This is a genomic window from Leclercia sp. 119287 (assembly GCF_009734485.1).
Taxonomy (GTDB): Bacteria; Pseudomonadota; Gammaproteobacteria; order Enterobacterales; family Enterobacteriaceae; genus Enterobacter; species Enterobacter adecarboxylatus_C.
Genome location: NZ_CP046445.1, coordinates 1,105,307 through 1,131,816 on the forward strand (window position 1 = coordinate 1,105,307; position 26,510 = coordinate 1,131,816).

General features: G+C 54.2%; 23 protein-coding genes. 9 read left to right on the forward strand and 14 right to left on the reverse strand.

The window, feature by feature from the left end:
* Positions 1-64: 64 nt before the first annotated feature.
* The 4 genes from GNG27_RS05395 to xseB all read right to left on the reverse strand — a co-directional run bounded on the left by GNG27_RS05395 (position 65) and on the right by xseB (position 4,134).
* On the reverse strand, positions 65-1,039 hold the full coding sequence (locus tag GNG27_RS05395; protein WP_156263084.1) for an aldo/keto reductase: 975 nt from the start codon (positions 1,037-1,039) through the stop codon (positions 65-67).
* A gap of 65 nt (positions 1,040-1,104) precedes the next feature.
* Complete coding sequence (gene dxs / locus GNG27_RS05400; RefSeq protein ID WP_156263085.1) at positions 1,105-2,967, reverse strand: 1-deoxy-D-xylulose-5-phosphate synthase; 1,863 nt, start codon at positions 2,965-2,967, stop codon at positions 1,105-1,107.
* Positions 2,968-2,991: 24 nt separating this feature from the next.
* The gene (gene ispA / locus GNG27_RS05405; protein WP_142488423.1) at positions 2,992-3,891 is read right to left on the reverse strand and encodes a (2E,6E)-farnesyl diphosphate synthase; all 900 of its coding nucleotides are present in this window, start codon (positions 3,889-3,891) and stop codon (positions 2,992-2,994) included.
* Positions 3,892-4,134 (reverse strand): exodeoxyribonuclease VII small subunit, encoded by a 243-nt coding sequence (gene xseB, locus GNG27_RS05410; protein ID WP_156263086.1) that lies wholly within the window; start codon positions 4,132-4,134, stop codon positions 3,892-3,894.
* A gap of 193 nt (positions 4,135-4,327) precedes the next feature.
* Between xseB and thiI the strand changes: the two genes are divergently transcribed.
* The gene (thiI, locus tag GNG27_RS05415; RefSeq protein WP_142488425.1) at positions 4,328-5,776 is read left to right on the forward strand and encodes a tRNA uracil 4-sulfurtransferase ThiI; all 1,449 of its coding nucleotides are present in this window, start codon (positions 4,328-4,330) and stop codon (positions 5,774-5,776) included.
* A gap of 83 nt (positions 5,777-5,859) precedes the next feature.
* On the opposite strand, the gene yajL is transcribed toward thiI, so the two are convergent.
* Entirely contained in the window at positions 5,860-6,453 is a 594-nt protein-coding gene (gene yajL / locus GNG27_RS05420) for a protein deglycase YajL (RefSeq protein WP_156263087.1), read from the reverse strand.
* Positions 6,416-7,327 carry a 2-dehydropantoate 2-reductase gene (gene panE, locus GNG27_RS05425; protein ID WP_156263088.1) on the reverse strand — a complete coding sequence of 304 codons (912 nt, stop codon included), beginning with the start codon at positions 7,325-7,327 and terminating at the stop codon, positions 6,416-6,418. The genes yajL and panE overlap by 38 nt, the downstream gene beginning before the upstream one ends.
* Before the next feature lie 129 nt (positions 7,328-7,456).
* Between panE and GNG27_RS05430 the strand changes: the two genes are divergently transcribed.
* Complete coding sequence (locus GNG27_RS05430; RefSeq protein WP_106992136.1) at positions 7,457-7,948, forward strand: YajQ family cyclic di-GMP-binding protein; 492 nt, start codon at positions 7,457-7,459, stop codon at positions 7,946-7,948.
* Between the two features lie 29 nt (positions 7,949-7,977).
* On the opposite strand, the gene GNG27_RS05435 is transcribed toward GNG27_RS05430, so the two are convergent.
* The 8 genes from GNG27_RS05435 to GNG27_RS05470 form a co-directional block, all read right to left on the reverse strand.
* Positions 7,978-9,339, reverse strand: a complete 1,362-nt coding sequence (locus tag GNG27_RS05435; protein ID WP_156263089.1) for an MFS transporter — start codon at positions 9,337-9,339, stop codon at positions 7,978-7,980.
* Positions 9,340-9,487: 148 nt separating this feature from the next.
* A complete protein-coding gene (cyoE, locus tag GNG27_RS05440; RefSeq protein WP_142488429.1) occupies positions 9,488-10,375 on the reverse strand; it encodes a heme o synthase in 888 nt (295 codons plus the stop codon).
* Between the two features lie 11 nt (positions 10,376-10,386).
* Positions 10,387-10,713 (reverse strand): cytochrome o ubiquinol oxidase subunit IV, encoded by a 327-nt coding sequence (locus GNG27_RS05445; RefSeq protein WP_142488430.1) that lies wholly within the window; start codon positions 10,711-10,713, stop codon positions 10,387-10,389.
* Complete coding sequence (locus GNG27_RS05450; protein WP_142488431.1) at positions 10,713-11,327, reverse strand: cytochrome o ubiquinol oxidase subunit III; 615 nt, start codon at positions 11,325-11,327, stop codon at positions 10,713-10,715. The genes GNG27_RS05445 and GNG27_RS05450 overlap by 1 nt, the downstream gene beginning before the upstream one ends.
* Complete coding sequence (cyoB, locus tag GNG27_RS05455) at positions 11,317-13,308, reverse strand: cytochrome o ubiquinol oxidase subunit I (protein WP_142488432.1); 1,992 nt, start codon at positions 13,306-13,308, stop codon at positions 11,317-11,319. Before cyoB ends, GNG27_RS05450 begins: the two co-directional genes overlap by 11 nt.
* Before the next feature lie 16 nt (positions 13,309-13,324).
* Positions 13,325-14,272, reverse strand: coding sequence for a cytochrome o ubiquinol oxidase subunit II (gene cyoA / locus GNG27_RS05460; RefSeq protein ID WP_142488433.1), 948 nt, complete (start codon positions 14,270-14,272; stop codon positions 13,325-13,327).
* A gap of 477 nt (positions 14,273-14,749) precedes the next feature.
* The gene (gene ampG, locus GNG27_RS05465) at positions 14,750-16,225 is read right to left on the reverse strand and encodes a muropeptide MFS transporter AmpG (RefSeq protein WP_156263090.1); all 1,476 of its coding nucleotides are present in this window, start codon (positions 16,223-16,225) and stop codon (positions 14,750-14,752) included.
* A 45-nt stretch (positions 16,226-16,270) separates the two neighbouring features.
* Complete coding sequence (locus GNG27_RS05470; protein ID WP_142488435.1) at positions 16,271-16,849, reverse strand: lipoprotein; 579 nt, start codon at positions 16,847-16,849, stop codon at positions 16,271-16,273.
* Positions 16,850-17,152: 303 nt separating this feature from the next.
* On the opposite strand from GNG27_RS05470, the gene bolA reads away from it, so the two are divergent.
* The 7 genes from bolA (at position 17,153) to ppiD (ending at position 26,491) form a co-directional block, all read left to right on the forward strand.
* A complete protein-coding gene (gene bolA, locus GNG27_RS05475) occupies positions 17,153-17,470 on the forward strand; it encodes a transcriptional regulator BolA (protein ID WP_039032378.1) in 318 nt (105 codons plus the stop codon).
* Between the two features lie 331 nt (positions 17,471-17,801).
* A complete protein-coding gene (gene tig, locus GNG27_RS05480) occupies positions 17,802-19,100 on the forward strand; it encodes a trigger factor (RefSeq protein ID WP_156263091.1) in 1,299 nt (432 codons plus the stop codon).
* A gap of 260 nt (positions 19,101-19,360) precedes the next feature.
* Positions 19,361-19,984, forward strand: coding sequence for an ATP-dependent Clp endopeptidase proteolytic subunit ClpP (clpP, locus tag GNG27_RS05485; protein WP_032616835.1), 624 nt, complete (start codon positions 19,361-19,363; stop codon positions 19,982-19,984).
* A gap of 127 nt (positions 19,985-20,111) precedes the next feature.
* The gene (gene clpX, locus GNG27_RS05490; protein ID WP_032616836.1) at positions 20,112-21,386 is read left to right on the forward strand and encodes an ATP-dependent protease ATP-binding subunit ClpX; all 1,275 of its coding nucleotides are present in this window, start codon (positions 20,112-20,114) and stop codon (positions 21,384-21,386) included.
* Between the two features lie 184 nt (positions 21,387-21,570).
* A complete protein-coding gene (gene lon / locus GNG27_RS05495; protein ID WP_142488438.1) occupies positions 21,571-23,925 on the forward strand; it encodes an endopeptidase La in 2,355 nt (784 codons plus the stop codon).
* A gap of 210 nt (positions 23,926-24,135) precedes the next feature.
* Positions 24,136-24,408, forward strand: coding sequence for a nucleoid-associated protein HU-beta (gene hupB, locus GNG27_RS05500; RefSeq protein ID WP_002444653.1), 273 nt, complete (start codon positions 24,136-24,138; stop codon positions 24,406-24,408).
* Positions 24,409-24,619: 211 nt separating this feature from the next.
* Positions 24,620-26,491, forward strand: coding sequence for a peptidylprolyl isomerase (ppiD, locus tag GNG27_RS05505; protein WP_156263092.1), 1,872 nt, complete (start codon positions 24,620-24,622; stop codon positions 26,489-26,491).
* Positions 26,492-26,510: the final 19 nt, after the last annotated feature.

Below are 26,510 nucleotides of genomic sequence, written 5' to 3' on the forward strand. Positions count from 1 at the left end.
CGGCCTAAAAAACCATGCACGCACCGTAGGCCGGGTAAGGCGAAGCCGCCACCCGGCTTTTTTATTACTTAAATCCCACCACCGGATGCTGCTTGTACGGCGTCTCCAGCTCGGCTATCTGTTCCGGGGTCAGGGTGATATCCACGGCGTTGATCAACTCGTCCAGCTGCTCTTCGCGCGACGCACCGATAATCGGTGCAGCAACGCCCCGCTTGCTCAGCACCCATGCCAGCGCCACCTGAGCGCGCGTTACCCCAAGCTCCTCTGAAATCCCGGTTAAACGCTCGGCAATCTGCGCGTTATTGGCTTCGGTTTCGTCATACAGCGTTTTGCCAAACTCATCCGATACCGAGCGGGCAGTGGTCTCTCCCCACGGGCGGGTTAACCGCCCGCGCGCCAGCGGACTCCACGGGATCACCGCCACGCCGTACTGATAGCACAGGGGCAACATCTCGCGCTCTTCTTCGCGATAGATCAGGTTGTAGTGATCCTGCATGGTGACAAAGGGCGCCCAGCCGTGCTGTTCCTGCAGCGCCAGCGCTTCGGCAAACTGGGCGGCATGCATCGAGGAGGCGCCGATATAGCGCGCTTTGCCCGCTCTGACGACGTCGTTCAGCGCTTCCAGCGTCTCTTCAATTGGGGTGTTGTAATCCCAGCGGTGGATCTGCAGTAGATCGACGTGATCCATGTTCAGGCGTCGCAGGCTGTCATCAATGGAGCGCAGGATCTGCGCCCGGGAGAGGCCTTCCGCCAGATCGCCCACCTGATGATACACCTTGGTGGCGACCACCACCTCGTCGCGGCGGGCGAATTCGCGTAGCGCCCGGCCAACGATCTCTTCGCTGCTGCCGTCGGAGTAGCTGTTGGCGGTATCAAAGAAGTTAATGCCGCCCTCAAGGGCGTGTTTGATGATCGGACGGCTGCTCTCTTCCGGCAGCGTCCAGGCGTGCTTACCCCGGTCCGGTTCGCCAAAGGTCATGCAGCCCAGGCAAAGACGGGAAACCTTAAGATCCGTTTTTCCTAATGTATTGTATTGCATGGTTCCACTCCTGCTGATTACTTAAAACGTACCGTTAAGCATAGCAGGAGCAGAAAGGGGAGGGATTATGCCAGCCAGGCGTTAATACGGGATTCGATACCGGCAGCATCCAGGCCGATGTCGGCGCGGGCTTCGTCCTGCGTACCCTGCGGGATAAAGTGATCCGGCAGGCCGAGGTTCAGCACCGGCACGGCTTTACGCTTCGCCATCAGTACTTCATTCACACCGCTGCCTGCGCCACCCATAATGGCATTCTCTTCCAGCGTGATCAGCGCCTCGTGCCGTGACGCCATCTCCAGAATCAGCGCCTCATCGAGCGGCTTCACAAAGCGCATATCCACCAGCGTCGCGTTAAGGGACTCTGCCACTTTTGCCGCTTCCGGCATCAGCGTACCGAAATTCAGGATCGCCAGCTTCTCACCGCGACGTTTGACAACGCCTTTACCAATCGGCAGTTTTGCCAGCGGCTCCAGGGTCACGCCCACGGCGTTACCGCGCGGATAACGCACGGCGGTAGGGCCATCCTGATAGTGATAGCCGGTGAACAGCATCTGACGGCATTCGTTCTCGTCACTTGGGGTCATCACCACCATATCCGGGATACAGCGCAGGAAGGAGAGATCGAACGCCCCCTGGTGCGTCTGGCCGTCGGCGCCGACAATACCCGCCCGGTCAATGGCGAACAGGACCGGCAGTTTCTGAATGGCGACATCGTGGATCACCTGGTCGTAGGCGCGCTGCAGGAAGGTGGAGTAGATTGCCACGACCGGCTTGTAACCGCCAATCGCCAGGCCTGCGGCAAAGGTCACCGCATGTTGCTCGGCAATAGCGACATCAAAATATTGCGTCGGGTATTTGCGGGAAAACTCTACCATACCGGAGCCTTCGCGCATCGCCGGGGTCACGGCCATCAGTTTGCTGTCTTTAGCCGCGGTTTCGCACAGCCAGTCGCCGAAGATTTTAGAATAGCTCGGCATCCCGCCGCTGCTTTTTGGTAGGCAGCCGCTGGTCGGGTCGAACTTAGGTACCGCGTGGAAGGTGATCGGATCTTTTTCCGCCGGTTCGTAGCCCCGGCCTTTTTTGGTCATGATGTGCAGGAACTGCGGGCCTTTCAGGTCACGCATGTTTTTTAACGTCGAGACCAGCCCCAGCACATCGTGCCCGTCCACAGGACCGATATAGTTAAAGCCCAGCTCTTCAAACAGCGTGCCGGGAACAACCATGCCTTTGATGTGCTCTTCGGTACGACGCAGCAGCTCTTTAATTGGCGGTACGCCGGAGAAGACTTTTTTGCCGCCTTCGCGCAGGCTGGAGTAGAGTTTGCCGGAGAGCAGATTCGCCAGGTGGTTGTTCAGCGCCCCGACGTTTTCGGAAATCGACATCTCGTTGTCATTGAGCACCACCAGCATGTCTGGTTTGATATCGCCCGCGTGGTTCATCGCCTCGAAGGCCATCCCGGCGGTGATTGCCCCATCGCCAATGACGCAGACGGTACGGCGCTGTTTGTTCTCTTTGGCCGCCGCGACGGCTACCCCGATCCCGGCAGAAATGGAGGTGGAGGAGTGGCCGACGCTTAGCACGTCGTATTCGCTTTCGCCTCGCCATGGGAAAGGATGCAGGCCGCCTTTCTGGCGAATGGTGCCAATTTTATCGCGACGGCCGGTGAGAATTTTGTGCGGATAAGCCTGATGGCCCACGTCCCAGATCAGCTGATCGAACGGCGTGTTATAGACATAATGCAGCGCCACGGTGAGCTCCACCGTGCCAAGCCCGGAGGCGAAATGGCCGCTGGAGCGGCTTACGCTGTCGAGCAGATAGCGACGCAGCTCGTCGCACAGCTTCGGCAGACTCTCTTTCGGCAACAGACGTAACTCCTGGGTGGAGTCAACCAACGCCAGTGTCGGGTATTTGGCAATATCAAAACTCATCAGAGACTCATCGTGGTGTTTTCGTTATTTATCACGCTGGATTATATAGTCCGCTAGCGCTTCCAGTGCCGAAGTGTCCAGTGACTGCGCGGCCAGTTGCTCAAGCGACTGGCGGGCATCCGCAATCAGGTCCCGGGCTTTTTGTTGGGCTTGCTCAAGGCCCAGAAGGGCGGGATAGGTACTTTTGCCAAGCTGCTGATCGGCACCCTGACGTTTACCCAATGTTGCAGTATCGCCCACGACATCCAGAATGTCATCCTGAACCTGGAAGGCTAAACCGATACTTTCTGCGTAGCGATCCAGAACCGGCAGGGCTTTGCGACCCTGCTCACCCGCGCTCAGCGCGCCCAGACGAACGGCGGCGCGAATCAATGCCCCGGTCTTGTGGCGATGAATACGCTCCAGCTGTTCCAGATTAACCTGACGACCTTCGGCCTCTAAATCCAGCGCCTGACCGCCGCACATGCCCGCCACGCCGCTGGCCATCGCCAGCTCGGAAACCATCGCCAGACGATCGCGATCCGCCACTTCCACCATCGGGGCATCGCTCAGAATCGAGAATGCCAAGGTTTGCAGGGCATCGCCTGCCAGAATGGCGTTCGCTTCGCCAAACTTAATGTGGCAGGTCGGCTGGCCGCGACGCAGATCGTCGTCGTCCATCGCCGGCAGATCGTCGTGGATCAGCGAGTAGGCGTGAATACACTCGACCGCAGCCGCTGGTGCATCCAGCGTATCGGCGCTGATCCCGAACATCCCGCCAGTGGCATACACCAGAAAAGGACGCAGGCGTTTGCCGCCTAACAGTGCGCCATAATGCATGGCCTCAACCAGTGGAGTGTTCTGAAAAGGCTGCGGAGCGATAAAACGGCGCAATGCGTCGTCAGCACGCCCTACGCACGCCTGAAGCTGGTTCGAAAAGTCCATCTACTCGGCATCCGGTGTGAAGGGGGTCGTGGCGGCATCTTCGCTATCGGAGAGCAGGATCTGCACGCGTTGTTCCGCCTGCTGCAGCTTAACCTGACCCTGGCGCGCCAGCTGCACGCCGCGTTCGAATTCATTAAGCGCCTCTTCTAACGGCAGGTCGCCGCTTTCCAGACGGGTAACGATTTGCTCCAGTTCACTCAGCGCAGTTTCGAAACTGGCGGGTGCATCGTTTTTCTTCGGCATAGTGAATGTCTGACTCTCAGTTTTTATATCCCTGATATGGTATCGGACTCAGGGTAATTATCAAATAACGCGCAATGTGCACAGGAGCCACGCGATGGTGGTATACTTCCGCGCCTGGATGCAGCCCTGGAAATGTGGGCTGCTGTACTTTTCCATTACAAGCCTTATCGCTTGCCAAAGAAACATTGCCGCCATGAAGTTTATCATTAAATTGTTCCCGGAAATCACCATCAAAAGCCAATCTGTGCGTTTGCGCTTTATTAAAATTTTAACCGGGAACATTCGTAACGTTCTGAAGCACTACGACGAGACGCTGGCCGTCGTGCGTCACTGGGATCACGTTGAAGTCCGCGCTAAAGATGAAAACAAGCGCCTGGACATTCGTGATGCCTTAACCCGGATTCCGGGTATCCATCATATTCTGGAAGTGGAGGATGTTCCCTTCACTTCCCTGCACGACATCTTCGAAAAAGCGCTGGCGCAGTATCGCGATCTGATCGAAGGCAAAACCTTCTGCGTGCGCGCCAAGCGTCGCGGCAAGCATGAGTTTAGCTCCATTGAAGTTGAACGCTACGTGGGCGGCGGGCTGAATCAGCACGTTGAGTCTGCGCGCGTGCGTCTGACCAACCCGGAAGTGACCGTTAATCTGGAAATCGAAAACGACCGCCTGCTGCTGGTGAAAGGCCGCTATGAAGGTATCGGCGGCTTCCCGATTGGGACGCAGGAAGATGTGCTGTCGCTGATCTCCGGCGGTTTCGACTCTGGTGTTTCCAGCTATATGTTGATGCGTCGCGGCTGCCGCGTACACTACTGCTTCTTTAACCTCGGCGGCGCGGCGCACGAAATTGGCGTGCGTCAGGTGGCTCACTATCTGTGGAACCGCTTTGGCAGCTCCCACCGCGTGCGTTTTGTGGCGATTAACTTTGAGCCTGTGGTCGGCGAGATCCTTGAGAAAGTGGACGACGGTCAGATGGGCGTCGTGCTGAAGCGTATGATGGTGCGTGCAGCCTCGAAAGTGGCTGAGCGTTACGGCGTGCAGGCGTTGGTTACCGGCGAAGCGCTGGGCCAGGTCTCCAGCCAGACCCTGACCAACCTGCGTCTTATCGACAACGTGTCAGATACGCTGATCCTGCGTCCGCTGATCTCTCACGATAAAGAGCACATCATCGATCTGGCGCGTGAAATCGGTACCGAAGACTTCGCCCGCACCATGCCGGAATACTGCGGCGTGATTTCGAAAAGCCCAACCGTGAAGGCGGTGAAGGCGAAGATCGAAGCGGAAGAAGAGAATTTCGATTTCAGCATTCTTGAGAAAGTGGTGGCTGAAGCCAATAACATCGATATCCGCGAGATTGCCCAGCAGACCGAGCAGGAGGTGGTGGAAGTCGAAACCGTTAACGGTTTCGGTCCTGACGACGTGCTGCTTGATATCCGTTCTGTTGATGAACAGGACGCGAAGCCGTTTGAGCCAGAAGGTGTGGAAGTGGCCTCGCTGCCGTTCTACAAGCTGAGCACCAAATTTGGCGATCTGGATAAGAGCAAAACCTATCTGCTGTGGTGCGAGCGCGGGGTGATGAGCCGTCTTCAGGCGCTCTATCTGCGCGAGCAGGGCTTTACCAATGTGAAGGTGTATCGCCCGTAGTGGTTGTGCCGGGTGGCGACGTCGTTTTACCCGGCCTGGTCGATCTCTGTAGGCCCGGCAAGCGTAGCGCCGCCGGGCAATACCTACGCTTCGTAATAGTTATAAATCCCCGCCGCCATCACCAGCGATGAGGCCACTTCATAGGCTTTTGCACGCCCGACCAGCAACTCGATAATCTTCAGCGCAAAATCAATCGACGTGCCCGGGCCCTGGCTGGTTAGCAGGTTGACGCGCGGATCCCAGACCATACGCTTATCCACCCACTGCTCTTCGGGGATTTTATCCTTCAGCGTCGGGAAACCGGTCATATTGCCAATCGGGAAGATGTTGTGCGGCACCAGTACCGTGGCCGCGACGGCGCAGATGGCAGCGACGATGCGCCCGGAATGGTGGAACTGCCTGACCGTCTCGACCAGCAGCGGGCTGTCGCGGAAGCACTCCGCACCCTTCAGGCCGCCCGGCAGGACGATGACGTCGTAATCACCGTCGGCGACCTCCACCAGCGGGGCATCGGCCACAATTTTTACCCCGCGCGAGCAGGTGATGATCGGATTGCCATCGCTGGCGACGCTCGCCGTCGTGACGCTGATCCCGGCGCGAACCAGCAGATCGATAGTCGTGACCGCTTCGGTCTCTTCGCTACCAGGGGCGAGGCATACCAGTGCCGACGCGCTCATACTCACTCTCCTTACGTTTAACCTGTTCATACAGTCGGACATTCTCCGGCACGCTGATACCGTGCGCGCGGGCGCGTTTTAGCAGGTAACCGGTAATGTAATCAATTTCGGTATGGCGTAGCCCGCGGATATCCTGCAGCATCGAAGAGATGTTCTGGGCGGTACTCTCAATGACCTCTTCAACGTAATAGCGAATATCGTCCACCGAGGTGTGGATGCCCTCGCGCTCCACGACGGCCGCGACCTCTGCACACAGCGTTGCTATGGCCTGCGGATGGTTTTTAAGCTCACCGTTTGGGCAATCCAGCAGGGCGGTCAGCGGATTAATTACGCAGTTAACCGCCAGCTTGCGCCACATCTGTGGGCGGATATTATCGTGCCAGGCGACATCCGGCAGCACCTGCTGGAAGCGATCCGCCAGATAACTGTAGTCCCCCTCCTGCGCTCTGGCCGGGCCGATGTGGGTCATCCCGCTGGCGACATGAACAATTACGTTGCCATCACGGCGGGCTGCATGGGTGGTAATAGCCATCAGCAGCGGCTGGTGAATGCTTTTGAGCTCTTCGATGGTGCCCATCCCGTTGTGGAGCAACATAACAGGCGACGTTTGCGGAAGAGTGGACGCCAACGCCCGCACGGCATCCGAAACCTGCCAGGCTTTCAGGGTAACCAGCAGCAGATCGCTTTGCGCCAGGAAATCAGGATCGTTAGCGATAAGAGATTCGTTAAAGATACTCCCGTCTTCTTCAATCAGGTTTACACTGCAATAGGGCTGTGGCACGCGCATCCAGCCCTGGACTTCGTGTCCCTGTTTGCAAAGTGCGGCGAGCCAAAGTTGTCCCAGTGCCCCGCATCCGAGCACGGTAATTTTCATCGTTCCTCCTCACCTGCAACTGCGCCAGGTGTTACAACATGTAGTATAGCGTCGACAACTAAGCTTCTGTTGAGTTATGCCCCGTAGCGGGTATTATGCAACGCAACAAAAGTGAAGGGAGAAGAAAAGATGCCATCTTTCGATATTGTTTCCGAAGTTGATATCCAGGAAGTACGTAACGGCGTGGACAACGCCAGCCGTGAAGTTGAATCACGTTTCGATTTTCGTGGCGTTGAGGCCAGTTTTGAGCTGAACGACGCAAATAAGACCATTAAGATCCTGAGCGAGTCCGATTTTCAGGTCACCCAGCTGCTGGACATTCTGCGCGCCAAGCTGTTGAAGCGCGGCATCGAAGGGACCTCTCTCGATGTGCCGGAAACGTTCGTTCACAGCGGCAAAACCTGGTTTGTTGAAGCCAAACTGAAGCAGGGCATTGAGAGCGCGATGCAGAAGAAAATCGTTAAGCTCATCAAAGACAGCAAGCTGAAGGTGCAGGCGCAAATTCAGGGCGAAGAGATTCGTGTTACTGGCAAATCTCGTGACGATCTGCAGGGTGTGATGGCGCTGGTGCGTGGCGGCGATCTCGGCCAGCCATTCCAGTTCAAGAACTTCCGCGATTAAGAAAAAGCCCGGCGATGCCGGGCTTTTTTTCAGGCTTTCAGCACCTGCTCAACTTCAAACCGGTTTGTCACTTTACTGTCGATTTTGACATACAGACTGCGCTCTTCCGGCACCAGTAATACCTCGCTGACACCCTCTTTAGCTTCAAGACGCTGTTTCAATGCCTCACTCACCTCGACATCATGCGGAATTTCAACCCGCAGGCTGCTGACATAACGCGGCTCTTTCATGGTGCTGGCGACCAGCAGCCAGACCGTTGCCAGCAGCGCACCCGCCAGGAATACGGTTTGTGAATCAAACATGCCATCGACCCAGCCTCCGAGAGATCCCCCGATCGCCACGCCGATAAACTGGCTGGTGGAGTAGATCCCCATCGCCGTTCCTTTATAGCCTGCCGGGGACTCTTTACTGATTAGCGATGGCAGCAAAGCTTCCATCAGGTTGAAGGCAAGGAAGAACAGCTGCACACCCGCGACCAGTTCCCAGAAGTGCGGGCCTGAGCCCCAGAGCACAATTTCGGCAATCAACAGCAGGGCGACGCACGCCAGGAAGACGCGCTTCATCCGGCGCTTCACTTCGGCATAAATAATAAACGGCACCACGGAGACAAAAGAGATGAGCATGGTGACCAGGTAGATCTTCCAGTGCTCAGCCGCCGGAAAACCGGCTGCGGCCAGCTGGCCTGGGAGGGCGACGAAGGTAGACATCAGCAGGATATGCAGACACATGATGCCGAAGTTGAGTTTCAGCAGACGCGGTTCCGCCAGCACTTTGCTGAAGCAGCCTTTGACCATCCCCGATTCGCGGTTGAGCACATGATTTTTACTGTCCGGTACAACCCAGATTGTCAGGGCGATACCGAGGGTCGCCAGCACGGCGATCATCCAGAACAGGGCGTTTAGACCCAGCGCATGGGTAATGATCGGGCCGAGAACCATCGCGATAGCAAAGGTCACGCCGAAGCTCACGCCAATAAAGGCCATCGCTTTGGTGCGATTCTGTTCGCGGGTCAGATCGGAAAGCAGCGCCATGACCGCAGCGGCGATGGCGCCGGAACCCTGTAATGCACGTCCGAGAATGATGCCCCAAATGGAGTGGGAGAGGGCGGCAATCACACTACCAAGCACAAATACCAGCAGCCCGCCAACGATAAGCGGTTTACGACCAACGCGATCGGAGAGCAAACCAAAGGGGATCTGAAAGACCGCCTGAGCCAGACCGTAAATACCGATGGCAAGACCAATTAACGCCTCGCTTGCTCCCTGTAATGCCATGCCATAAGTGGTCAGAACGGGCAGGACCATAAACATGCCGAGCATACGCAATGAGAAAACAGTCCCTAAACCCCAGGTGGCGCGTAACTCGCCTGGCGTCATTTTATAATCGTTCATTACCACCTCAACTCAAAAGCAGGCATTAGTGTAGTGCGGGGAAGGGGCGGGGTAAACAACCTGTTATTTAACAAATATTACATACGTTATTAATGGATTTTATGAATAAAAAAAGGGTGCCGAAGCACCCTTTTTATCTATCCGAATCTTACCAGACGTAAGTCAGCAGATTTTGTGAATCGGGCACCATAAAATCGACGGACATCATCACCGAGAGGGAAGTGATAGCGACAATCGAGAACACAAACAGTTTGCGTGCCCAGACTTTGTCGTCTTCCACTTTATAGCCTCGCAGTGCCATGCCGAGCCACCAGACGCTCACCGCCGCAGCAACCACCAGATATTTGTACCCAGCGTAACCGCCCAGAGAGAGCATCAGCGTAGCAACCGCAAAAGCAATGATGTAGAGCGTGATATGGTTCTTGGCGACGGAAATGCCTTTCACCACCGGCAGAACCGGGATGTTCGCTGCCTGATAATCCTTAAAGCGGAAAATCGCAATGGCATAGGAGTGCGGCATCTGCCACAGGCTAAAGATAGCCAGCAGGATAGCCGCACCGCTGTCGAACTCGTTGGTGACCGCGCAGTAGCCAATCACCGGCGGCGCAGCGCCGGAGAGCGAACCAATCAGCGTACCGTAGACGGAGTGACGTTTCATATACAGGCTGTAGACGCCAACATACACCACGAAACCCATCACCCCCAGCCAACAGGCCAGAGGGTTGGCGCCGAACCACAGCAGCATAAAGCCAGCAATACCCAGCAAGGTGGCGTACACCAGCGAGACGGCAGGGGACATCAGGCCTTTAACCAGCACCCGATTTTTCGTCCTTTCCATCTTCCTGTCGATATCCATGTCGATGTAGTTGTTAAATACACAACCGGACGCAACAACCAATGACACCCCAATCAGCGTGTTAATAAAGAGGGTGTAATCGATGCTGCCCTTAGAGGCCAGCAGGAACCCTCCGATCACGGAGATCAGGTTGCCAAAGATGATGCCTGGTTTTGTGACTTGCAGGTATTGCTTAAACATACTCGCCGCTCTTAGTGAACCATCATGTTGTAGTTAAGGTTCCACATAATCCAGATGGAGCCGACTACCAGGATTGCGATGATAATCACGGTAAAGATGAATGCCGTCATGTTCCAGCCTTCATCGGACTTAGTGTTCATGTGCAGGAAGCAAACCAGATGCACGAGGATCTGAACGACGGCAGTCACCAGAATCGTGCCCAGAATGACCGCTTTAGAACCAGAACCGTTCATCACCATCCAGAACGGGATAAGCGTCAGGATGATCGACAGGATGAAACCTGTCATGTAGGTTTTTACGCTGCCATGGGAAGCGCCATGATCGTTTGAATGACTCATTACATCGCCCCCATCAGATACACTACAGAGAACACACAGATCCAAACCACATCCAGGAAGTGCCAGAACAGGCTCAGGCACATAATACGGGTGCGGTTAGTGCTGGTCAGGCCGCGACGGGATACCTGGAACATCAGTACCGCCATCCAGATCAGGCCGGAGGTTACGTGCAGACCGTGAGTACCTACCAGCGCGAAGAACGCTGACAGGAAGCCACTGCGGTCCGGACCGAAACCTTCCACGATCAGGTGGTGGAACTCATAGATTTCCATCCCGATAAATCCAGCACCAAACAGCCAGGTCAACGCCAGCCAGGAGACGACCTGGCTCTTGTTGTTCTTATACATGGCAATTGCGGCCATGCCGTAGGTGATGGAGCTGAACAGCAGCAGTGCGGTTTCAACCAGAACGAACGGCAGCTCGAAGATGTCCTTACCGGTCGGGCCGCCCGCTGTGCCGTTCACCAGAACGGCATAGGTCGCGAACAGACAGCAGAACAGGATGCAGTCGCTCATCAGGTAGATCCAGAAGCCGAAGACTTTCATCGGCCCTGTATCATGGTGCCCGTGTTCATGCGCATGGGCAGTCGCGTGGGTTAAAGTATCAGTTGCCATTTTTCAGCCCCGCTTTAGCAATCTCGTCGAAATGCTGTTTTTCCAGGATTTCAACTTCACGGACTGGTACGTAGTAGTCCACGTCCTCATCAAAGCTCTTCACAATCCAGCTGATCACGATGCCAGCGAAGCCGACGATCGCAAGCCACCAGATGTGCCAGATCATAGCGAAACCAAATACCGTAGCGAAGGCGGCGATAACCATGCCCGCTGCGCTGTTTTTCGGCATGTGGATCTCTTCGTAATGCGCTGGCTGCTTGTACGCTTCGCCTTTTTCTTTCATTTCCCAGAATGCGTCACGCTCATGAATGTGCGGCACAACGGCAAAGTTATAGAACGGCGGTGGAGAAGAGGTTGCCCACTCCAGCGTACGGCCACCCCATGGGTCACCGGTCAGGTCACGGTTCTGCTCACGGTCGCGAATAGAGACGTAGAACATATACAGCTGAGACGCGATACCACAGGCAATCAGCGCTGCACCCACGGCTGCAACAACCAGCATTGGGTGGAACTGCGGATCGATCTGCTGGCTCAGACGACGGGTCATACCCATGAAGCCCAGCACGTACAGCGGCATAAATGCGACGAAGAAGCCGATGATCCAGAACCAGAACGCGCGTTTACCCCATTTTTCATTCAGCGTGAAGCCGAACGCTTTTGGCCACCAGTAGGTTACGCCAGCGAAGCAGCCGAAGACGACGCCGCCGATGATAACGTTGTGGAAGTGCGCAATCAGGAACAGGCTGTTGTGCAGAACGAAGTCAGCACCCGGTACAGCCAGCAGTACGCCGGTCATCCCACCTACGGAGAAGGTCACGATGAAGCCGATAGTCCACAGCATTGCTGAGTGGAACTGGATACGGCCCTGGTACATGGTGAACAGCCAGTTGAAGATCTTAACCCCGGTTGGGATCGCGATAATCATGGTGGTAATACCGAAGAAGGCGTTTACGTTCGCGCCCGCACCCATAGTGAAGAAGTGGTGCAGCCAAACGATGAACGACAGAACGGTAATACACACGGTTGCCCACACCAGCGAGGTGTAACCAAACAGACGCTTACGCGAGAAGGTCGCTGCGATTTCGGAGAACACACCGAAGACCGGCAGAACCAGGATGTACACTTCAGGGTGACCCCATGCCCAAATCAGGTTGATGTACATCATCATGTTGCCGCCCATATCATTGGTGAAGAAATGGGTACCCAGATAGCGATCCAGGGTCAGCAGCGCGACGGTAACAGTCAGGATTGGGAAGGAGGCGATAATCAGGATGTTGGCGCACAGAGATGCCCAGGTAAATACTGGCATCTTGAACATCGTCATACCTGGGGCACGCATCTTCAGGATAGTCACGAAGAAGTTAATACCGGTCAGGGTCGTACCGACACCGGAGAGCTGCAGCGCCCAAATCCAGTAATCAACCCCTACACCAGGACTGTATTCAATTCCTGAAAGCGGCGGGTAAGCCAGCCAGCCGGTCTGAGCAAATTCGCCCACACCCAGTGACAGGTTAACCAGAATCACACCGACAACCGTGAACCAGAAGCTCAGGTTGTTCAGGAACGGGAACGCAACGTCGCGCGCGCCGATTTGCAGCGGCACAACCACGTTCATCAGACCGATAACCAGCGGCATCGCCACGAAGAAGATCATAATCACGCCGTGCGCGGTAAAGATCTGATCGTAGTGGTGCGGTGGCAGGAAGCCTGCTTCGCCAGCGGAGGCAAGCGCCTGCTGGCTACGCATCATGATTGCATCGGCAAAGCCACGAATTAACATGACGATACCGACGATGCAGTACATGATACCGAGTTTTTTGTGGTCGACCGAAGTCAGCCACTCATTCCACAGATAGCTCCACTTACCGAAGTAAGTGATCAGGCCAATTAAGGCTGCGCCACCAATGATAATTGCAGCAAGCGTAACCACGATAATTGGTTCATGGTACGGCACCGCATCCAGTGTCAATTTTCCGAACATTTTCTTCCTCGGCCCCTTAGTGAGAGGTTTCCGCGTGGCTCATGTCCATGCCTTCCATCCCTTCGTGCTTGCTATGCTCGCCTTCAGGTTGGGTCACGTCCATGCTCTTGCCGTGGTCCATAAATTTGCCAATAACGTCTTTGAACAAATTCGGTTTCACGTTAGAGAAGTACTCCACCTTGTTGTATTCGCTAGGTGTTGCCACTTTTTCGAACGTAGCCATGTCAGACATGGTGTTCGGAGACTGTTTCGCTTTAGCAACCCACTGGTCGAAAGCGGCACGGTCAGGCGTGGCAATGGCTTTGAACTTCATACCAGAGAAGCCCGGGCCACTGTAGCTGGCGGAGATACCATCATAGGTGCCTGCTTCATTCGCGATCAGGTGCAGGTTGGTCTGCATACCGGCCATCGCGTAAATCTGGCTACCCAGACGCGGGATAAAGAAGGAGTTCATCACGGAGTTAGACGTTACTTTGAACTGCACCGGGACGTTCGCCGGGAAGGCGATTTCATTTACGGTAGCAATGCCCTGTTCCGGGTAGATGAAGAACCATTTCCAGTCCATGGAGACGACTTCGATCGTAATCGGTTTCTCATCGTGAACCAGCGGTTTTGCAGGTTCAAGCGCGTGAGTGGTTTTCCATGTCAGTACGGCAAGGAACAGGATGATCAGAATCGGCACCGTCCAGACCACAGCTTCCACTTTATTGGAGTGTGACCAGTTAGGGCTATACTTCGCATCTTTGTTGCTCGCACGATACTTCCAGGCGAAACCAACAGCCATCAAGATGGCGGGAATCACGACGATCATCATCAGGCCAAAAGCCGTCAGAATGAGCGAACGTTGCTCCAGTCCAATCTGTCCTTTGGGGTCTAGCAGCGCAGAATCACAGCCACTGAGTAATACAGTGCCTGCAAATAACGACAACCATCCCAAACTTTTATTGTATTTCCTAAGTGTCATTTAACGACCTCAATTCCACGGGGACCTGGTGGCGTTTAAAGTGTGGGGGCATTTTACGGGAACGTTACATTACTGTAAACATCATTAGACCTGTGTCAGGAACGTGTTACCAGGTTCTGCCAGGGAAGTCACAGATGTTGCAAATTATAACCGTTTTTCAGACGCAAGCACCGCCAGACGGGCGTTATAACGAAATAGACTCTGTAGGTAGGGTAATAAGGGCAATTGGTATAACCATTGCTGAAAACAAACAATTCATTAACAAATAATCATCAATAAAGAGACAAATAAAAAACGTAAAATTAATGTTTCGTTTGCTGAATCGGTTAACGAAAAATACCCTATATCACATGCTCCAATAATTTCCGGAATTCTAAGAGGCACGAAACAACAAATATTATTTTTCCATGACCAAATTTATTTGCCGTTATAATTTACATGGGTGATTACAACGGAAAATAACATTTTGCGCCGGTTTTACACCCTCTGGCTCTCACGCATGGCCAGATAGTCAAGGAGTGCTCCCGTAAGGATCCCGGTCAGCGCAAGCAGCGCGCCGATGTCCAGCAGGAGCAGGCTAAACGGCAGTACGAGGGTGGTGGTGGCATTGACGATCGTTACGATGAGCCACAGTGCGAGCGTCAGACATCCCACCAGCAATATTCTTAACGCGAAGCGATAGGCTGACGGGAAACGCGTCCTGACCATAAAGTGTTCCGTCTGCTGGGTATATTCCAGCGAGCGGCGGCATAGTAGTAGCAACAGCAGTCCCGGAATGGCCGCAAAGACGGAGAAGAGATAAAACTCAGCCCAACCGTGCGCTTCCACAAACCAGCCCGCGATAGGGCCGACGTAAACCCGCCCCACGGCTGAGAGCGCAGAGAGCAGGGCGAACTGGGTAGCGGAGAAGGATTTGTTGCACAGGGTCATCAGCAGGGCGACAAACGCAGCCGTCCCCATCCCGCCGCACAGGTTTTCAAAGAATACCGCCGCCGCCATGCTGAGCATATGCTTATCGGTGATGGAGAGCAGCCAGTAACCGGCATTCGACACACCCTGCAGGATGCCGAAGATCAGCAGCGCGCGGAACAGGCTTAAACGCTGCATCAGGACTCCGCCATACAGCGCGCCGATAATAGTGGCGATTAATCCCAGCGTCTTGTTGACCACACCCACTTCACCGGCAGCAAAGCCCACGCCGCGGATCAGAAAGGTGGTTGTCAGGCTCATGGCAAACGCATCACCGAGTTTATACAGCACAATCAGCAGCAGAATGATCCAGGCATTGTTGCGGCCAAAGAAGTCGCGCAGCGGTTCGGCAACCGCCTGCTCAAGTGAGCGGGGAACGGGAATAACATCGCTCGGTTCCGGCGCCAGGAAGGTCGCGATCATGCACGGGATCAGCAGGGTGGCCATCAGCCAGTACATGCCCTGCCAGCCGAGATAGCGGTCTGCCAGCCATAGCGCCAGCCCACCGGAGACCAGCATACCCAGACGGTAGCCCAGCACGCTGATGGCGGCCCCGGCCCCACGCTCTTCGGCCGAGAGCACATCCGTTTTCCAGGCATCAAAAACGATATCCTGCGACGCGGAGCAGAAGGCAATCACCACCGCCAGCGCGGCCATCCAGCGAAGCTGCGAGGCAGGTTCGAGGAAGCCCATCGCGGCAATCGCCAGCAGCAGCATCGCCTGGGTCATCAGCAACCACCCACGACGCCTGCCGAGGAAAGGCGGGGTGTAGCGGTCCATCATCGGCGACCATAAAAACTTGAAGACATAGGCCTGGCCGACCAGCGAGAAGAAGCCGATAGTTTTAAGATCGATATCTTCTACGGTCATCCACGCCTGTAACGTGCCCGATGTCAGTGCAAGGGGTAAACCGGAGGCGAAACCAAGGATCAGCAGGATAGCTGATTTAGGTTGCTGGAAAATACGTAGGTATTGACTGGACATGGGCAGGTTAACTGACCCGACCGGAAGTCGGGTCAGCAGGCTGAATTAACGTGCGTTCTGCTTGATGAATTCGTGAATGCTGGTGTCCTGCGCCATATCGGCGATGGTGTCGGTCAGCACGCTGTTTACGGCATTAGCGATATTGGTGTTGGTGGCCTGGAAGGCGCCTTCAACAGAGTAGCTTGCACGGTAGTTCTTGTTCATCTTGTTGCCGTTCTTCGCGGTGGCGATGATGGCGATATCCGCTTTGGTCGCGATGTTATAGCGCACGTTGCCCTGAGAGACGTCAGCGTACAGGTTGTTGACGATGATCTGCAGATCAACCGCGCCGCTTGGACCAACCATATAGCCGCGTGCGGTCATTTGCTTCTCAAGCACTTCCTGCAGCAGGAAACGCAGATCGCGAGAGGCCGTCAGGGTCACCAGCTGGTTGTCACGGGTGACTTTCGCCAGCGCCTGGTCTTTACGCTGATCTGCACCGTTGATACTCACGGTGACGCCCATCAGGCTTGGATCCTGCTGCGGCAGAGAGATCTTCGGAGAAACATCAATGGTGGTGGGTGGGGTTGCACAGCCGGCCAGCATAAACAGGGCGACTAAAGGGAAAAAGAGTTTTTTTAACATGTTCAGGCTCTCAACGAATCGTAAGCATATATAGAAAAAATTGCCGCCATCATAACATCGCCAACGGCAAGGGGAAGTGGTCAACGCATGTAAATTCATCGCCTTGTCTGAAAACTGACCAACTGAAACGCTTTTCCGTTATTCGGACGACAAAACGACTCCCCCCTTATAGGACTTCATCCGCTTGAATGAGAAAATCAGATGAAAGCTAAATTTTTGTTGTCTTCTTGTTATGCAAGCGGTAAAAGCGGCTAATATTTAAAGGGATGGGTGACATCTCAGCGTTGTCGGAGGAGTAATTTCATGATGATACGTGAACAGATTGAAGATAAGTTAAGGGCGGCCTTTGAACCTGTGTTCCTTGAAGTCGTCGACGAAAGTTATCGTCATAACGTACCGGCAGGCTCTGAGAGCCACTTTAAAGTGGTGCTGGTCAGCGATCGTTTCGCTGGTGAGCGTTTTCTTAATCGTCACCGTATGATTTACGGAACCCTGACGGAAGAGCTCTCGACCACAGTCCATGCGCTGGCGTTGCATACTTATACGATCAAAGAGTGGAAGGGCTTACAGGATACGATTTTCGCGTCGCCACCCTGCCGGGGGGCAGGGACGATCGCGTAACAAATCCTGTTTGCAACAGCGGGAGCTTTTCCAGTATGTTGCATAAAGATTACGTCAAAACGGCCTGCGGGCCGTTTTGTTTTGTCCGGGTTTTGAGCCGGTGGCGCGATTTTAAGGCCGAAAATAGCCTGAAATTGTGAAAAAAGCCGCAGCAACATGCGCCAACCGTTCTCGACTCACTAAAGTGATGCCGCTATAATGCCGCGTCTTAATATGAATGTCTTCGGGATGATTCTGGCGACAGGGAATGTGAATCTGCTAAGAGAGCATCCCGGTATTGCGAGGCAAATTCAGAGTTGACCGAGCACTGTGATTTTTTTGAGGTAACAAGATGCAAGTTTCAGTTGAAACCACTCAAGGCCTTGGCCGCCGTGTAACGATTACAATCGCTGCTGACAGCATCGAAAACGCTGTAAAAAGCGAGCTGGTCAACGTAGCAAAGAAAGTCCGTATTGACGGCTTCCGCAAGGGCAAAGTACCGATGAATGTCGTTGCTCAGCGTTATGGCGCTACTGTTCGCCAGGACGTGCTGGGTGACCTGATGAGCCGCAACTTCGTTGATGCGATCATCAAAGAAAAAATCAATCCAGCCGGTTCCCCGACCTATGTTCCGGGTGAATACAAACTGGGCGAAGACTTCACCTACGCGGTAGAGTTCGAAGTTTACCCGGAAGTTGAGCTGAAAGGTCTGGACGCGATCGAAGTTGAAAAACCAATCGTTGAAGTGACTGAAGCCGACGTTGACGGCATGCTGGACACCCTGCGTAAGCAGCAGGCGACCTGGAAAGACAAAGACGGCGCTGCGGATGCAGAAGACCGTGTCACCATCGACTTCTCCGGCTCTGTAGACGGCGAAGAGTTCGAAGGCGGCAAAGCGTCTGACTTCGTACTGGCGATGGGTCAGGGTCGTATGATCCCAGGCTTTGAAGACGGTATCAAAGGCCACAGCGCAGGCGAAGAGTTCACTATCGACGTGACCTTCCCGGAAGAGTACCACGCTGAAAACCTGAAAGGTAAAGCCGCGAAATTCGCGATTACCCTGAAGAAAGTTGAAGACCGCGAACTGCCAGAACTGACTGCAGATTTTATCAAGCGTTTCGGCGTTGAAGATGGTTCTGTTGAAGGCCTGCGTGCTGAAGTGCGTAAAAACATGGAACGCGAGCTGAAAGGCGCCGTGCGTAACCGCGTTAAGTCTCAGGCGATCGAAGGTCTGGTTAAAGCTAACGAAATCGAGATCCCATCTGCACTGATCGACAGCGAAATCGACGTTCTGCGTCGCCAGGCTGCACAGCGTTTCGGTGGCAACGAGAAACAAGCTCTGGAACTGCCTCGTGAGCTGTTCGAAGAGCAGGCTAAACGCCGCGTTGTTGTTGGTCTGCTGCTGGGTGAAGTGATTCGTACCCACGAGCTGAAAGCTGACGAAGAGCGTGTTAAAGGCCTGATCGAAGAGATGGCTTCTGCCTATGAAGATCCATCAGAAGTGGTTGCTTTCTACGGCAGCAACAAAGAGCTGATGGAAAACATGCGCAACGTCGCACTGGAAGAGCAGGCTGTTGAAGCCGTTCTGGCCAAAGCGAAAGTGTCCGAAAAAGCCACTTCTTTCAACGAACTGATGAACCAACAGGCTTAATTTTGCCTGCTTTGTTTAAAGTTTGAGCAAAAAACCCGTTGCCTCCCGGCGGCGGGTTTTTTTTATCACAGTTCCAGGCCTTGAAGCGTGATAAAACGCCTTTTCAGTGTTAGCGTTAAAACAAAAGATTGTTATGCTTGAAATAGGGCTGAGCCGCCCCCATTAGTGGGGAAGCAGTATTAAAGAGACTGGCTGATAATCCGTCCGCAAGGTTACAATCAGTACAGCAGGTATTTTCATTTTTTATCCAGGAGACGGAAATGTCATACAGTGGCGAACGAGATAACTTTGCACCCCATATGGCGCTGGTGCCAATGGTTATTGAACAGACCTCTCGAGGTGAACGTTCTTTTGATATCTACTCCCGTCTGCTTAAAGAACGCGTTATTTTCATGACCGGCCAGGTGGAAGACCACATGGCGAACCTGATCGTAGCGCAGATGCTGTTTCTGGAAGCGGAAAACCCGGAAAAAGACATTTACCTGTACATCAACTCCCCAGGTGGCGTGATCACTGCCGGGATGTCCATTTACGATACCATGCAGTTCATCAAGCCTGATGTGAGCACCATTTGTATGGGCCAGGCGGCATCGATGGGCGCATTCCTGCTGACCGCAGGGGCGAAAGGCAAGCGTTTCTGCCTGCCAAACTCGCGCGTAATGATTCACCAGCCGCTGGGCGGGTATCAGGGCCAGGCGACAGATATTGAAATTCATGCCCGTGAAATCCTGAAGGTAAAAGGGCGCATGAATGAACTTATGGCTCACCATACGGGTCAATCACTAGAGCAGATCGAGCGTGATACCGAGCGCGATCGCTTCCTGTCCGCACCAGAGGCAGTAGAGTACGGCTTAGTCGACTCCATTTTGACCCACCGTAATTGATGCCCACGGCGCGGGTGTGCCGCTATACTATGGTAGGGCGGCACCTGGCTTACGAGCAGCCTGCGTCTGAGAATGGCATTTGCGTCGTCATGTGCGGCACAAAGAACTTAAAAAGAGGTTTTGACTCATGACAGATAAACGCAAAGATGGATCGGGCAAACTGTTGTACTGCTCTTTTTGCGGCAAAAGCCAGCATGAAGTGCGCAAACTGATTGCCGGGCCATCCGTGTATATCTGCGACGAATGTGTCGACTTATGTAACGACATCATCCGCGAAGAGATTAAAGAAGTCGCACCACACCGTGAGCGCAGCGCGTTACCGACGCCGCATGAGATCCGTCATCACCTTGATGACTACGTCATCGGTCAGGAACAGGCGAAGAAAGTGCTGGCAGTGGCGGTGTACAACCACTACAAACGTCTGCGTAACGGGGATAACAGCAACGGCGTTGAGCTGGGCAAAAGTAATATTTTGCTGATTGGCCCAACCGGTTCCGGCAAAACCCTGCTGGCAGAAACACTGGCACGTCTGCTGGATGTTCCGTTTACCATGGCGGACGCCACCACCCTGACCGAAGCCGGTTATGTGGGTGAGGATGTGGAAAACATCATCCAGAAACTGCTGCAGAAGTGCGATTACGACGTCCAGAAAGCCCAGCGCGGTATCGTGTATATCGATGAGATCGACAAAATCTCACGTAAATCCGATAACCCGTCCATCACCCGTGACGTGTCCGGTGAAGGCGTACAGCAGGCATTGCTGAAACTGATCGAAGGGACGGTTGCCGCTGTTCCACCGCAGGGCGGTCGTAAGCATCCTCAGCAGGAGTTCCTGCAGGTTGATACGTCCAAGATCCTGTTTATCTGTGGCGGTGCGTTTGCTGGTCTGGATAAAGTCATTGCTAACCGCGTTGAAACCGGCTCGGGTATTGGCTTTGGCGCGACGGTGAAGGCGAAGTCTGAAAAAGCGAAAGAGGGCGAACTGCTGACCCAGGTTGAGCCAGAAGATCTGATCAAGTTTGGTCTGATCCCTGAGTTCATCGGTCGTCTGCCGGTTGTCGCCACCCTGACAGAACTGAGTGAAGACGCGCTGATTCAGATCCTGAAAGAGCCGAAAAATGCCCTGACTAAGCAGTACCAGGCATTGTTCAATCTGGAAGGCGTTGAGCTGGAGTTCCGCGACGAAGCACTGGACGCGATTGCTAAAAAAGCAATGGCGCGTAAAACTGGTGCACGTGGTCTGCGTTCAATCGTTGAAGCTGCCCTGCTCGATACCATGTACGATCTTCCTTCGATGGAAGAAGTCGAAAAAGTGGTTATCGACGAGTCCGTCATTGCCGGCCAAAGCAAGCCGCTGCTGATTTACGGTACCCCGGAAGCTCAGCAGGCCTCTGGCGAATAATTCACCAGGTCATACAAGCAGTTAATCAAAAAGGGGGGATTTAATCCCCCCTTTTATTTTTCCGTAAACATGGCGTTGAATGTGTGGGAATCATCCCCATATACTGGATTACATGTTAATGGTTGCATGAAGCACAGTCCTGCAACCTGATTACCTGGCGGACACTAAACTAAGAGAGAGCTCTATGAATCCTGAGCGTTCTGAACGCATTGAAATCCCCGTATTGCCGTTGCGCGATGTGGTGGTTTATCCGCACATGGTCATACCCTTATTTGTAGGGCGGGAAAAATCTATCCGTTGCCTTGAAGCCGCCATGGATCATGATAAAAAAATCATGCTGGTTGCGCAGAAAGAAGCATCAACGGATGAGCCGGGTGTAAACGATCTTTTCACCGTCGGGACCGTGGCCTCTATTTTACAAATGCTGAAGCTGCCTGATGGCACCGTGAAGGTGCTGGTCGAGGGGCTGCAGCGTGCGCGTATTACCACGCTATCTGATGATGGCGAACACTTCGCAGCAAAAGCCGAATACCTGGACTCGCCTCAGCTTGACGAGCGTGAGCAGGAGGTGCTGGTTCGCACCGCAATCAGTCAGTTTGAAGGCTATATCAAGCTGAACAAAAAAATCCCACCAGAAGTGCTGACGTCGCTGAACAGCATCGACGATCCTGCACGTCTGGCTGATACCATCGCAGCGCACATGCCGCTGAAGCTGGCTGACAAACAGTCCGTGCTGGAGATGTCCGACGTTAACGAGCGTCTGGAATATTTGATGGCGATGATGGAGTCTGAAATCGATCTGCTGCAGGTTGAGAAGCGCATTCGCAACCGCGTGAAAAAGCAGATGGAGAAATCTCAGCGTGAGTACTATCTGAACGAGCAGATGAAGGCCATTCAGAAAGAGCTCGGTGAGATGGATGACGCACCGGACGAAAACGAAGCGCTGAAGCGTAAGATCGACGCGGCGAAAATGCCGAAAGAGGCAAAAGAGAAGGCCGAAGCAGAACTGCAGAAGCTGAAAATGATGTCTCCGATGTCAGCGGAAGCGACGGTTGTACGCGGCTATATCGAGTGGATGGTTCAGGTTCCATGGAACGCCCGCAGCAAGGTCAAAAAAGACCTGCGTCAGGCCCAGGAGATCCTGGATACCGACCACTACGGTCTGGAGCGCGTCAAAGACCGTATCCTTGAGTATCTCGCGGTTCAGAGCCGTGTTAACAAGCTCAAGGGCCCAATTCTGTGCCTGGTGGGGCCGCCGGGGGTGGGTAAAACCTCCCTGGGCCAGTCCATTGCTAAAGCGACCGGACGTAAGTACATCCGTATGGCGCTGGGCGGCGTGCGTGACGAAGCGGAAATCCGCGGTCACCGTCGAACCTATATCGGTTCAATGCCGGGCAAACTGATCCAGAAAATGGCAAAAGTGGGGGTTAAAAACCCGCTGTTCCTGCTGGATGAGATCGACAAAATGTCCTCCGATATGCGTGGCGATCCGGCTTCAGCCCTGCTGGAAGTGCTGGATCCTGAGCAGAACGTGGCGTTCAGCGATCACTACCTGGAAGTGGACTACGATCTGAGCGATGTGATGTTCGTGGCGACCTCCAACTCCATGAATATCCCGGCCCCGCTGCTGGATCGTATGGAGGTGATCCGTCTTTCTGGCTACACCGAAGACGAAAAACTGAACATTGCCCGCCGTCACCTGCTGTCGAAGCAAATTGAACGTAACGCCCTGAAAGAGAGCGAATTGACCGTTGATGACAGCGCGATTATCGGCATTATTCGTTACTACACCCGTGAAGCGGGCGTGCGTAGCCTGGAGCGTGAAATCTCCAAGCTGTGTCGTAAGGCGGTGAAACAGCTGCTGCTCGACAAGACGTTGAAGCACATTGTGATTAATGGCGACAACCTGCACGAATACCTGGGTGTCCAGCGTTACGACTATGGCCGTGCGGACAGCGAAAACCGCGTCGGTCAGGTGACCGGTCTGGCGTGGACGGAAGTGGGCGGCGATCTGCTGACCATCGAAACCGCCTGTGTGCCGGGTAAAGGTAAGCTGACCTACACCGGCTCGCTGGGTGAAGTGATGCAGGAGTCCATTCAGGCTGCGCTGACCGTGGTGCGCGCACGTGCGGAAAAACTGGGTATTAATCCGGACTTTTACGAAAAACGCGACATTCACGTTCACGTGCCGGAAGGGGCAACGCCGAAAGATGGCCCGAGCGCGGGTATCGCAATGTGTAGCGCCCTGGTGTCCTGCCTGACCGGCAACCCGGTGCGTGCTGATGTGGCGATGACCGGCGAAATCACCCTGCGTGGCCAGGTTCTGCCGATTGGCGGCTTGAAAGAAAAACTGCTGGCAGCTCACCGCGGCGGCATTAAAACGGTCCTGATCCCGTATGAAAACAAGCGCGATCTGGAAGAGATTCCGGATAACGTTATCGCCGATCTGGATATCCATCCGGTGAAACGTATTGAGGAAGTTCTGACCCTTGCACTGCAGAACGAGCCTTACGGAATGCAGGTTGTAACCGCAAAATAGTGACCTCGCGCAAAGAGCGTCAATAAAAACAAGGCTGGTGAGCGATTTCGGGCTTGCCAGCCTTTTTTTGTATAGCTAATTTAGATTGCTGATTGGGCCAGCCATCAACAACGGGTGTTGTAAGGTCATGGCAGGCCTGATATAACTGCTGCGCGGTCGCGTTTTGAAGGATTCAGGCGCGATATAAATTATAAAGAGAGGAAGAGAAGAGTGAATAAATCTCAACTGATTGACAAAATTGCTGCGGGTGCTGATATCTCCAAAGCTGCGGCTGGACGTGCGTTAGATGCTTTGATTGCTTCTGTTACCGAATCTCTGCAGGCTGGGGACGACGTGGCGCTGGTAGGTTTTGGTACTTTTGCTGTTAAAGAGCGTGCTGCCCGTACTGGCCGCAACCCTCAGACCGGTAAAGAGATCACCATCGCTGCTGCTAAAGTTCCGGGCTTCCGCGCCGGCAAAGCGCTGAAAGACGCAGTAAACTGATCGCTTTCTTACGTCAGGGAAGTCGAAAAGTACAAGGGCGCATCATTTGATGTGCCTTTTTTGTTTGTCCAGGCCTGATTTATGTGAGTTTATGCGAGTTGTGGGCTGACAATCGCCCCGGTTTCTTGTCACAATACGTCTTTACGCGCTGCGGTCAGGATTTCCGCCAGCGTCAGGTCACCAGTCACCTACAGCGGAGTGTGGTTACACCATGATGGACAGCTTACGCACGGCTGCTAACAGTCTCGTGCTCAAGATTATTTTCGGTATCATTATCGTGTCGTTCATTTTGACCGGCGTGAGCGGATACCTGATTGGCGGTAGTGCAAACTACGCCGCAAAAGTGAACGACCAGGAAATCAGCCGTGGGCAGTTTGAGAATGCATTTGCCGGTGAACGTAACCGCATGCAGCAACAGCTGGGCGATCAGTTCTCTGAGCTGGCGGCGAATGAAGGGTACATGAAAAACCTGCGTCAGCAGACGCTTAACCGTCTTATCGACGAAGCGCTGCTGGATCAGTACGCTCGTGAAATCGGTCTGAGCATCAGCGACGATCAGGTCAAGAAAGCCATTTTCTCTACCCCGGCTTTCCAGAATGACGGCAAATTCGATAATACCCGCTATAACGCGATCGTGAATCAGATGGGGATGACGCCGGATCAATACGCTCAGGCGCTGCGTAACCAGTTGACCACTCAGCAGCTGATCAACGCCGTGGTGGGTACGGATTTCATGCTCAAAGGCGAAGCGGATGAGCTGGCGACGCTGGTTTCTCAGCAGCGCATCGTGCGTGAAGCCACTTTCGACGTTAACGCCCTTGCTGCGAAACAGCAGGCGAGCGACGAAGAGGTGAAAAGCTACTACGAGCAGAACAAAAACAACTTTACCTCCCCGGAGCAGTTCCGCGTGAGCTACATCAAGCTGGATGCGGCTGCGATGCAGGAAAACGCAACCGATACGGAGATCCAGTCCTACTACGATCAGCATCAGGATCAGTTTACCCAGCCACAGCGTAACCGTTTCAGCATCATTCAGACTAAAACTGAAGCCGAGGCCAAAGAAGCACTGGACGAGCTGAACAAAGGCACCGACTTCGCGACGGTCGCGAAAGAGAAATCTACCGACATCATCTCTGCCAAAAACGGCGGTGATATGGGCTGGCTGGAAGAGGGCACCACACCGGACGAGCTGAAAAATGCCGGCCTGAAAGAGAAAGGTCAACTTTCTGGTGTGATTAAATCCTCTGTCGGTTTCCTGGTGGTGCGTCTGGATGACATCACCCCTGCGACCACCAAACCGCTGGCTGACGTTCGCGATGATATCGCGGCGAAAGTGAAGCAGGAGAAAGCGCTGGATGGTTTCTATGCGTTGCAGCAGAAAGTGAGCGACGCGGCCAGCAATGACAACGAGTCGCTGGTCGGCGCTGAGCAGGCTGCGGGTGCAAAAGCGGTGACTACCGGTTGGTTTGGTCATGACAACCTGCCGGAAGAGCTGAACTTCAAACCGGTTGCGGATGCCATCTTCAATGGTGGTCTGGTAGGCGAAAACGGCACCCCGGGCAGCAACTCTGACATCATCACCGTCGACGGCGACCGCGCCTTTGTGCTGCGCGTGAGCGAGCACAAGCCTGAAGCGATCAAGCCGCTGGAAGAAGTGAAAGATCAGATTACAGCGCTGGTTAAGCATAACAAAGCCGTGCAACAGGCGAAGCTGGACGCTGAGAAGCTGCTGGCTGAGCTGAAAGCCGGTAAAGGTGACGAGGCGCTGAAAGCGGCTGGCCTGAGCTTTGGCGAGGCCAAAACGCTGAGCCGTACCGGTCAGGATCCGATCAGCCAGGCGGCATTCGGTCTGAGCCTGCCGGCAAAAGACAAGCCAAGCTTCGGTATCGCCAACGATATGCAGGGCAACGTAGTAGTTCTGGCGCTGGACGAAGTGAAAGCGGGCACCATGCCGGAAGCGCAGAAGAAAGCAATGGTTCAGGGTATCACCCAGAACAACGCGCAAATTGCTTTCGAAGCACTGATGAGCAACCTGCGTAAAGAAGCCAAAATCAAGCTGGGCGATATCATCACCCAGCAGTAATTACGTTGCTGCTCGCAAA

Excerpts from the sequence above, each read along its gene's own strand:
- clpP (WP_032616835.1), top strand. The coding sequence starts at position 19,361 with ATGTCATACAGTGGCGAACGAGATAACTTTGCACCCCATATGGCGCTG.
- ispA (WP_142488423.1), bottom strand. The coding sequence starts at position 3,891 with ATGGACTTTTCGAACCAGCTTCAGGCGTGCGTAGGGCGTGCTGACGAC.
- GNG27_RS05395 (WP_156263084.1), bottom strand. The coding sequence starts at position 1,039 with ATGCAATACAATACATTAGGAAAAACGGATCTTAAGGTTTCCCGTCTT.
- thiI (WP_142488425.1), top strand. The coding sequence starts at position 4,328 with ATGAAGTTTATCATTAAATTGTTCCCGGAAATCACCATCAAAAGCCAA.
- lon (WP_142488438.1), top strand. The coding sequence starts at position 21,571 with ATGAATCCTGAGCGTTCTGAACGCATTGAAATCCCCGTATTGCCGTTG.
- tig (WP_156263091.1), top strand. The coding sequence starts at position 17,802 with ATGCAAGTTTCAGTTGAAACCACTCAAGGCCTTGGCCGCCGTGTAACG.
- cyoA (WP_142488433.1), bottom strand. The coding sequence starts at position 14,272 with ATGACACTTAGGAAATACAATAAAAGTTTGGGATGGTTGTCGTTATTT.
- GNG27_RS05445 (WP_142488430.1), bottom strand. The coding sequence starts at position 10,713 with ATGAGTCATTCAAACGATCATGGCGCTTCCCATGGCAGCGTAAAAACC.
- ppiD (WP_156263092.1), top strand. The coding sequence starts at position 24,620 with ATGATGGACAGCTTACGCACGGCTGCTAACAGTCTCGTGCTCAAGATT.
- bolA (WP_039032378.1), top strand. The coding sequence starts at position 17,153 with ATGATGATACGTGAACAGATTGAAGATAAGTTAAGGGCGGCCTTTGAA.
- cyoE (WP_142488429.1), bottom strand. The coding sequence starts at position 10,375 with ATGTTTAAGCAATACCTGCAAGTCACAAAACCAGGCATCATCTTTGGC.
- GNG27_RS05430 (WP_106992136.1), top strand. The coding sequence starts at position 7,457 with ATGCCATCTTTCGATATTGTTTCCGAAGTTGATATCCAGGAAGTACGT.
- cyoB (WP_142488432.1), bottom strand. The coding sequence starts at position 13,308 with ATGTTCGGAAAATTGACACTGGATGCGGTGCCGTACCATGAACCAATT.
- xseB (WP_156263086.1), bottom strand. The coding sequence starts at position 4,134 with ATGCCGAAGAAAAACGATGCACCCGCCAGTTTCGAAACTGCGCTGAGT.
- panE (WP_156263088.1), bottom strand. The coding sequence starts at position 7,327 with ATGAAAATTACCGTGCTCGGATGCGGGGCACTGGGACAACTTTGGCTC.
- clpX (WP_032616836.1), top strand. The coding sequence starts at position 20,112 with ATGACAGATAAACGCAAAGATGGATCGGGCAAACTGTTGTACTGCTCT.
- GNG27_RS05435 (WP_156263089.1), bottom strand. The coding sequence starts at position 9,339 with ATGAACGATTATAAAATGACGCCAGGCGAGTTACGCGCCACCTGGGGT.
- yajL (WP_156263087.1), bottom strand. The coding sequence starts at position 6,453 with ATGAGCGCGTCGGCACTGGTATGCCTCGCCCCTGGTAGCGAAGAGACC.
- GNG27_RS05450 (WP_142488431.1), bottom strand. The coding sequence starts at position 11,327 with ATGGCAACTGATACTTTAACCCACGCGACTGCCCATGCGCATGAACAC.
- GNG27_RS05470 (WP_142488435.1), bottom strand. The coding sequence starts at position 16,849 with ATGTTAAAAAAACTCTTTTTCCCTTTAGTCGCCCTGTTTATGCTGGCC.
- dxs (WP_156263085.1), bottom strand. The coding sequence starts at position 2,967 with ATGAGTTTTGATATTGCCAAATACCCGACACTGGCGTTGGTTGACTCC.
- ampG (WP_156263090.1), bottom strand. The coding sequence starts at position 16,225 with ATGTCCAGTCAATACCTACGTATTTTCCAGCAACCTAAATCAGCTATC.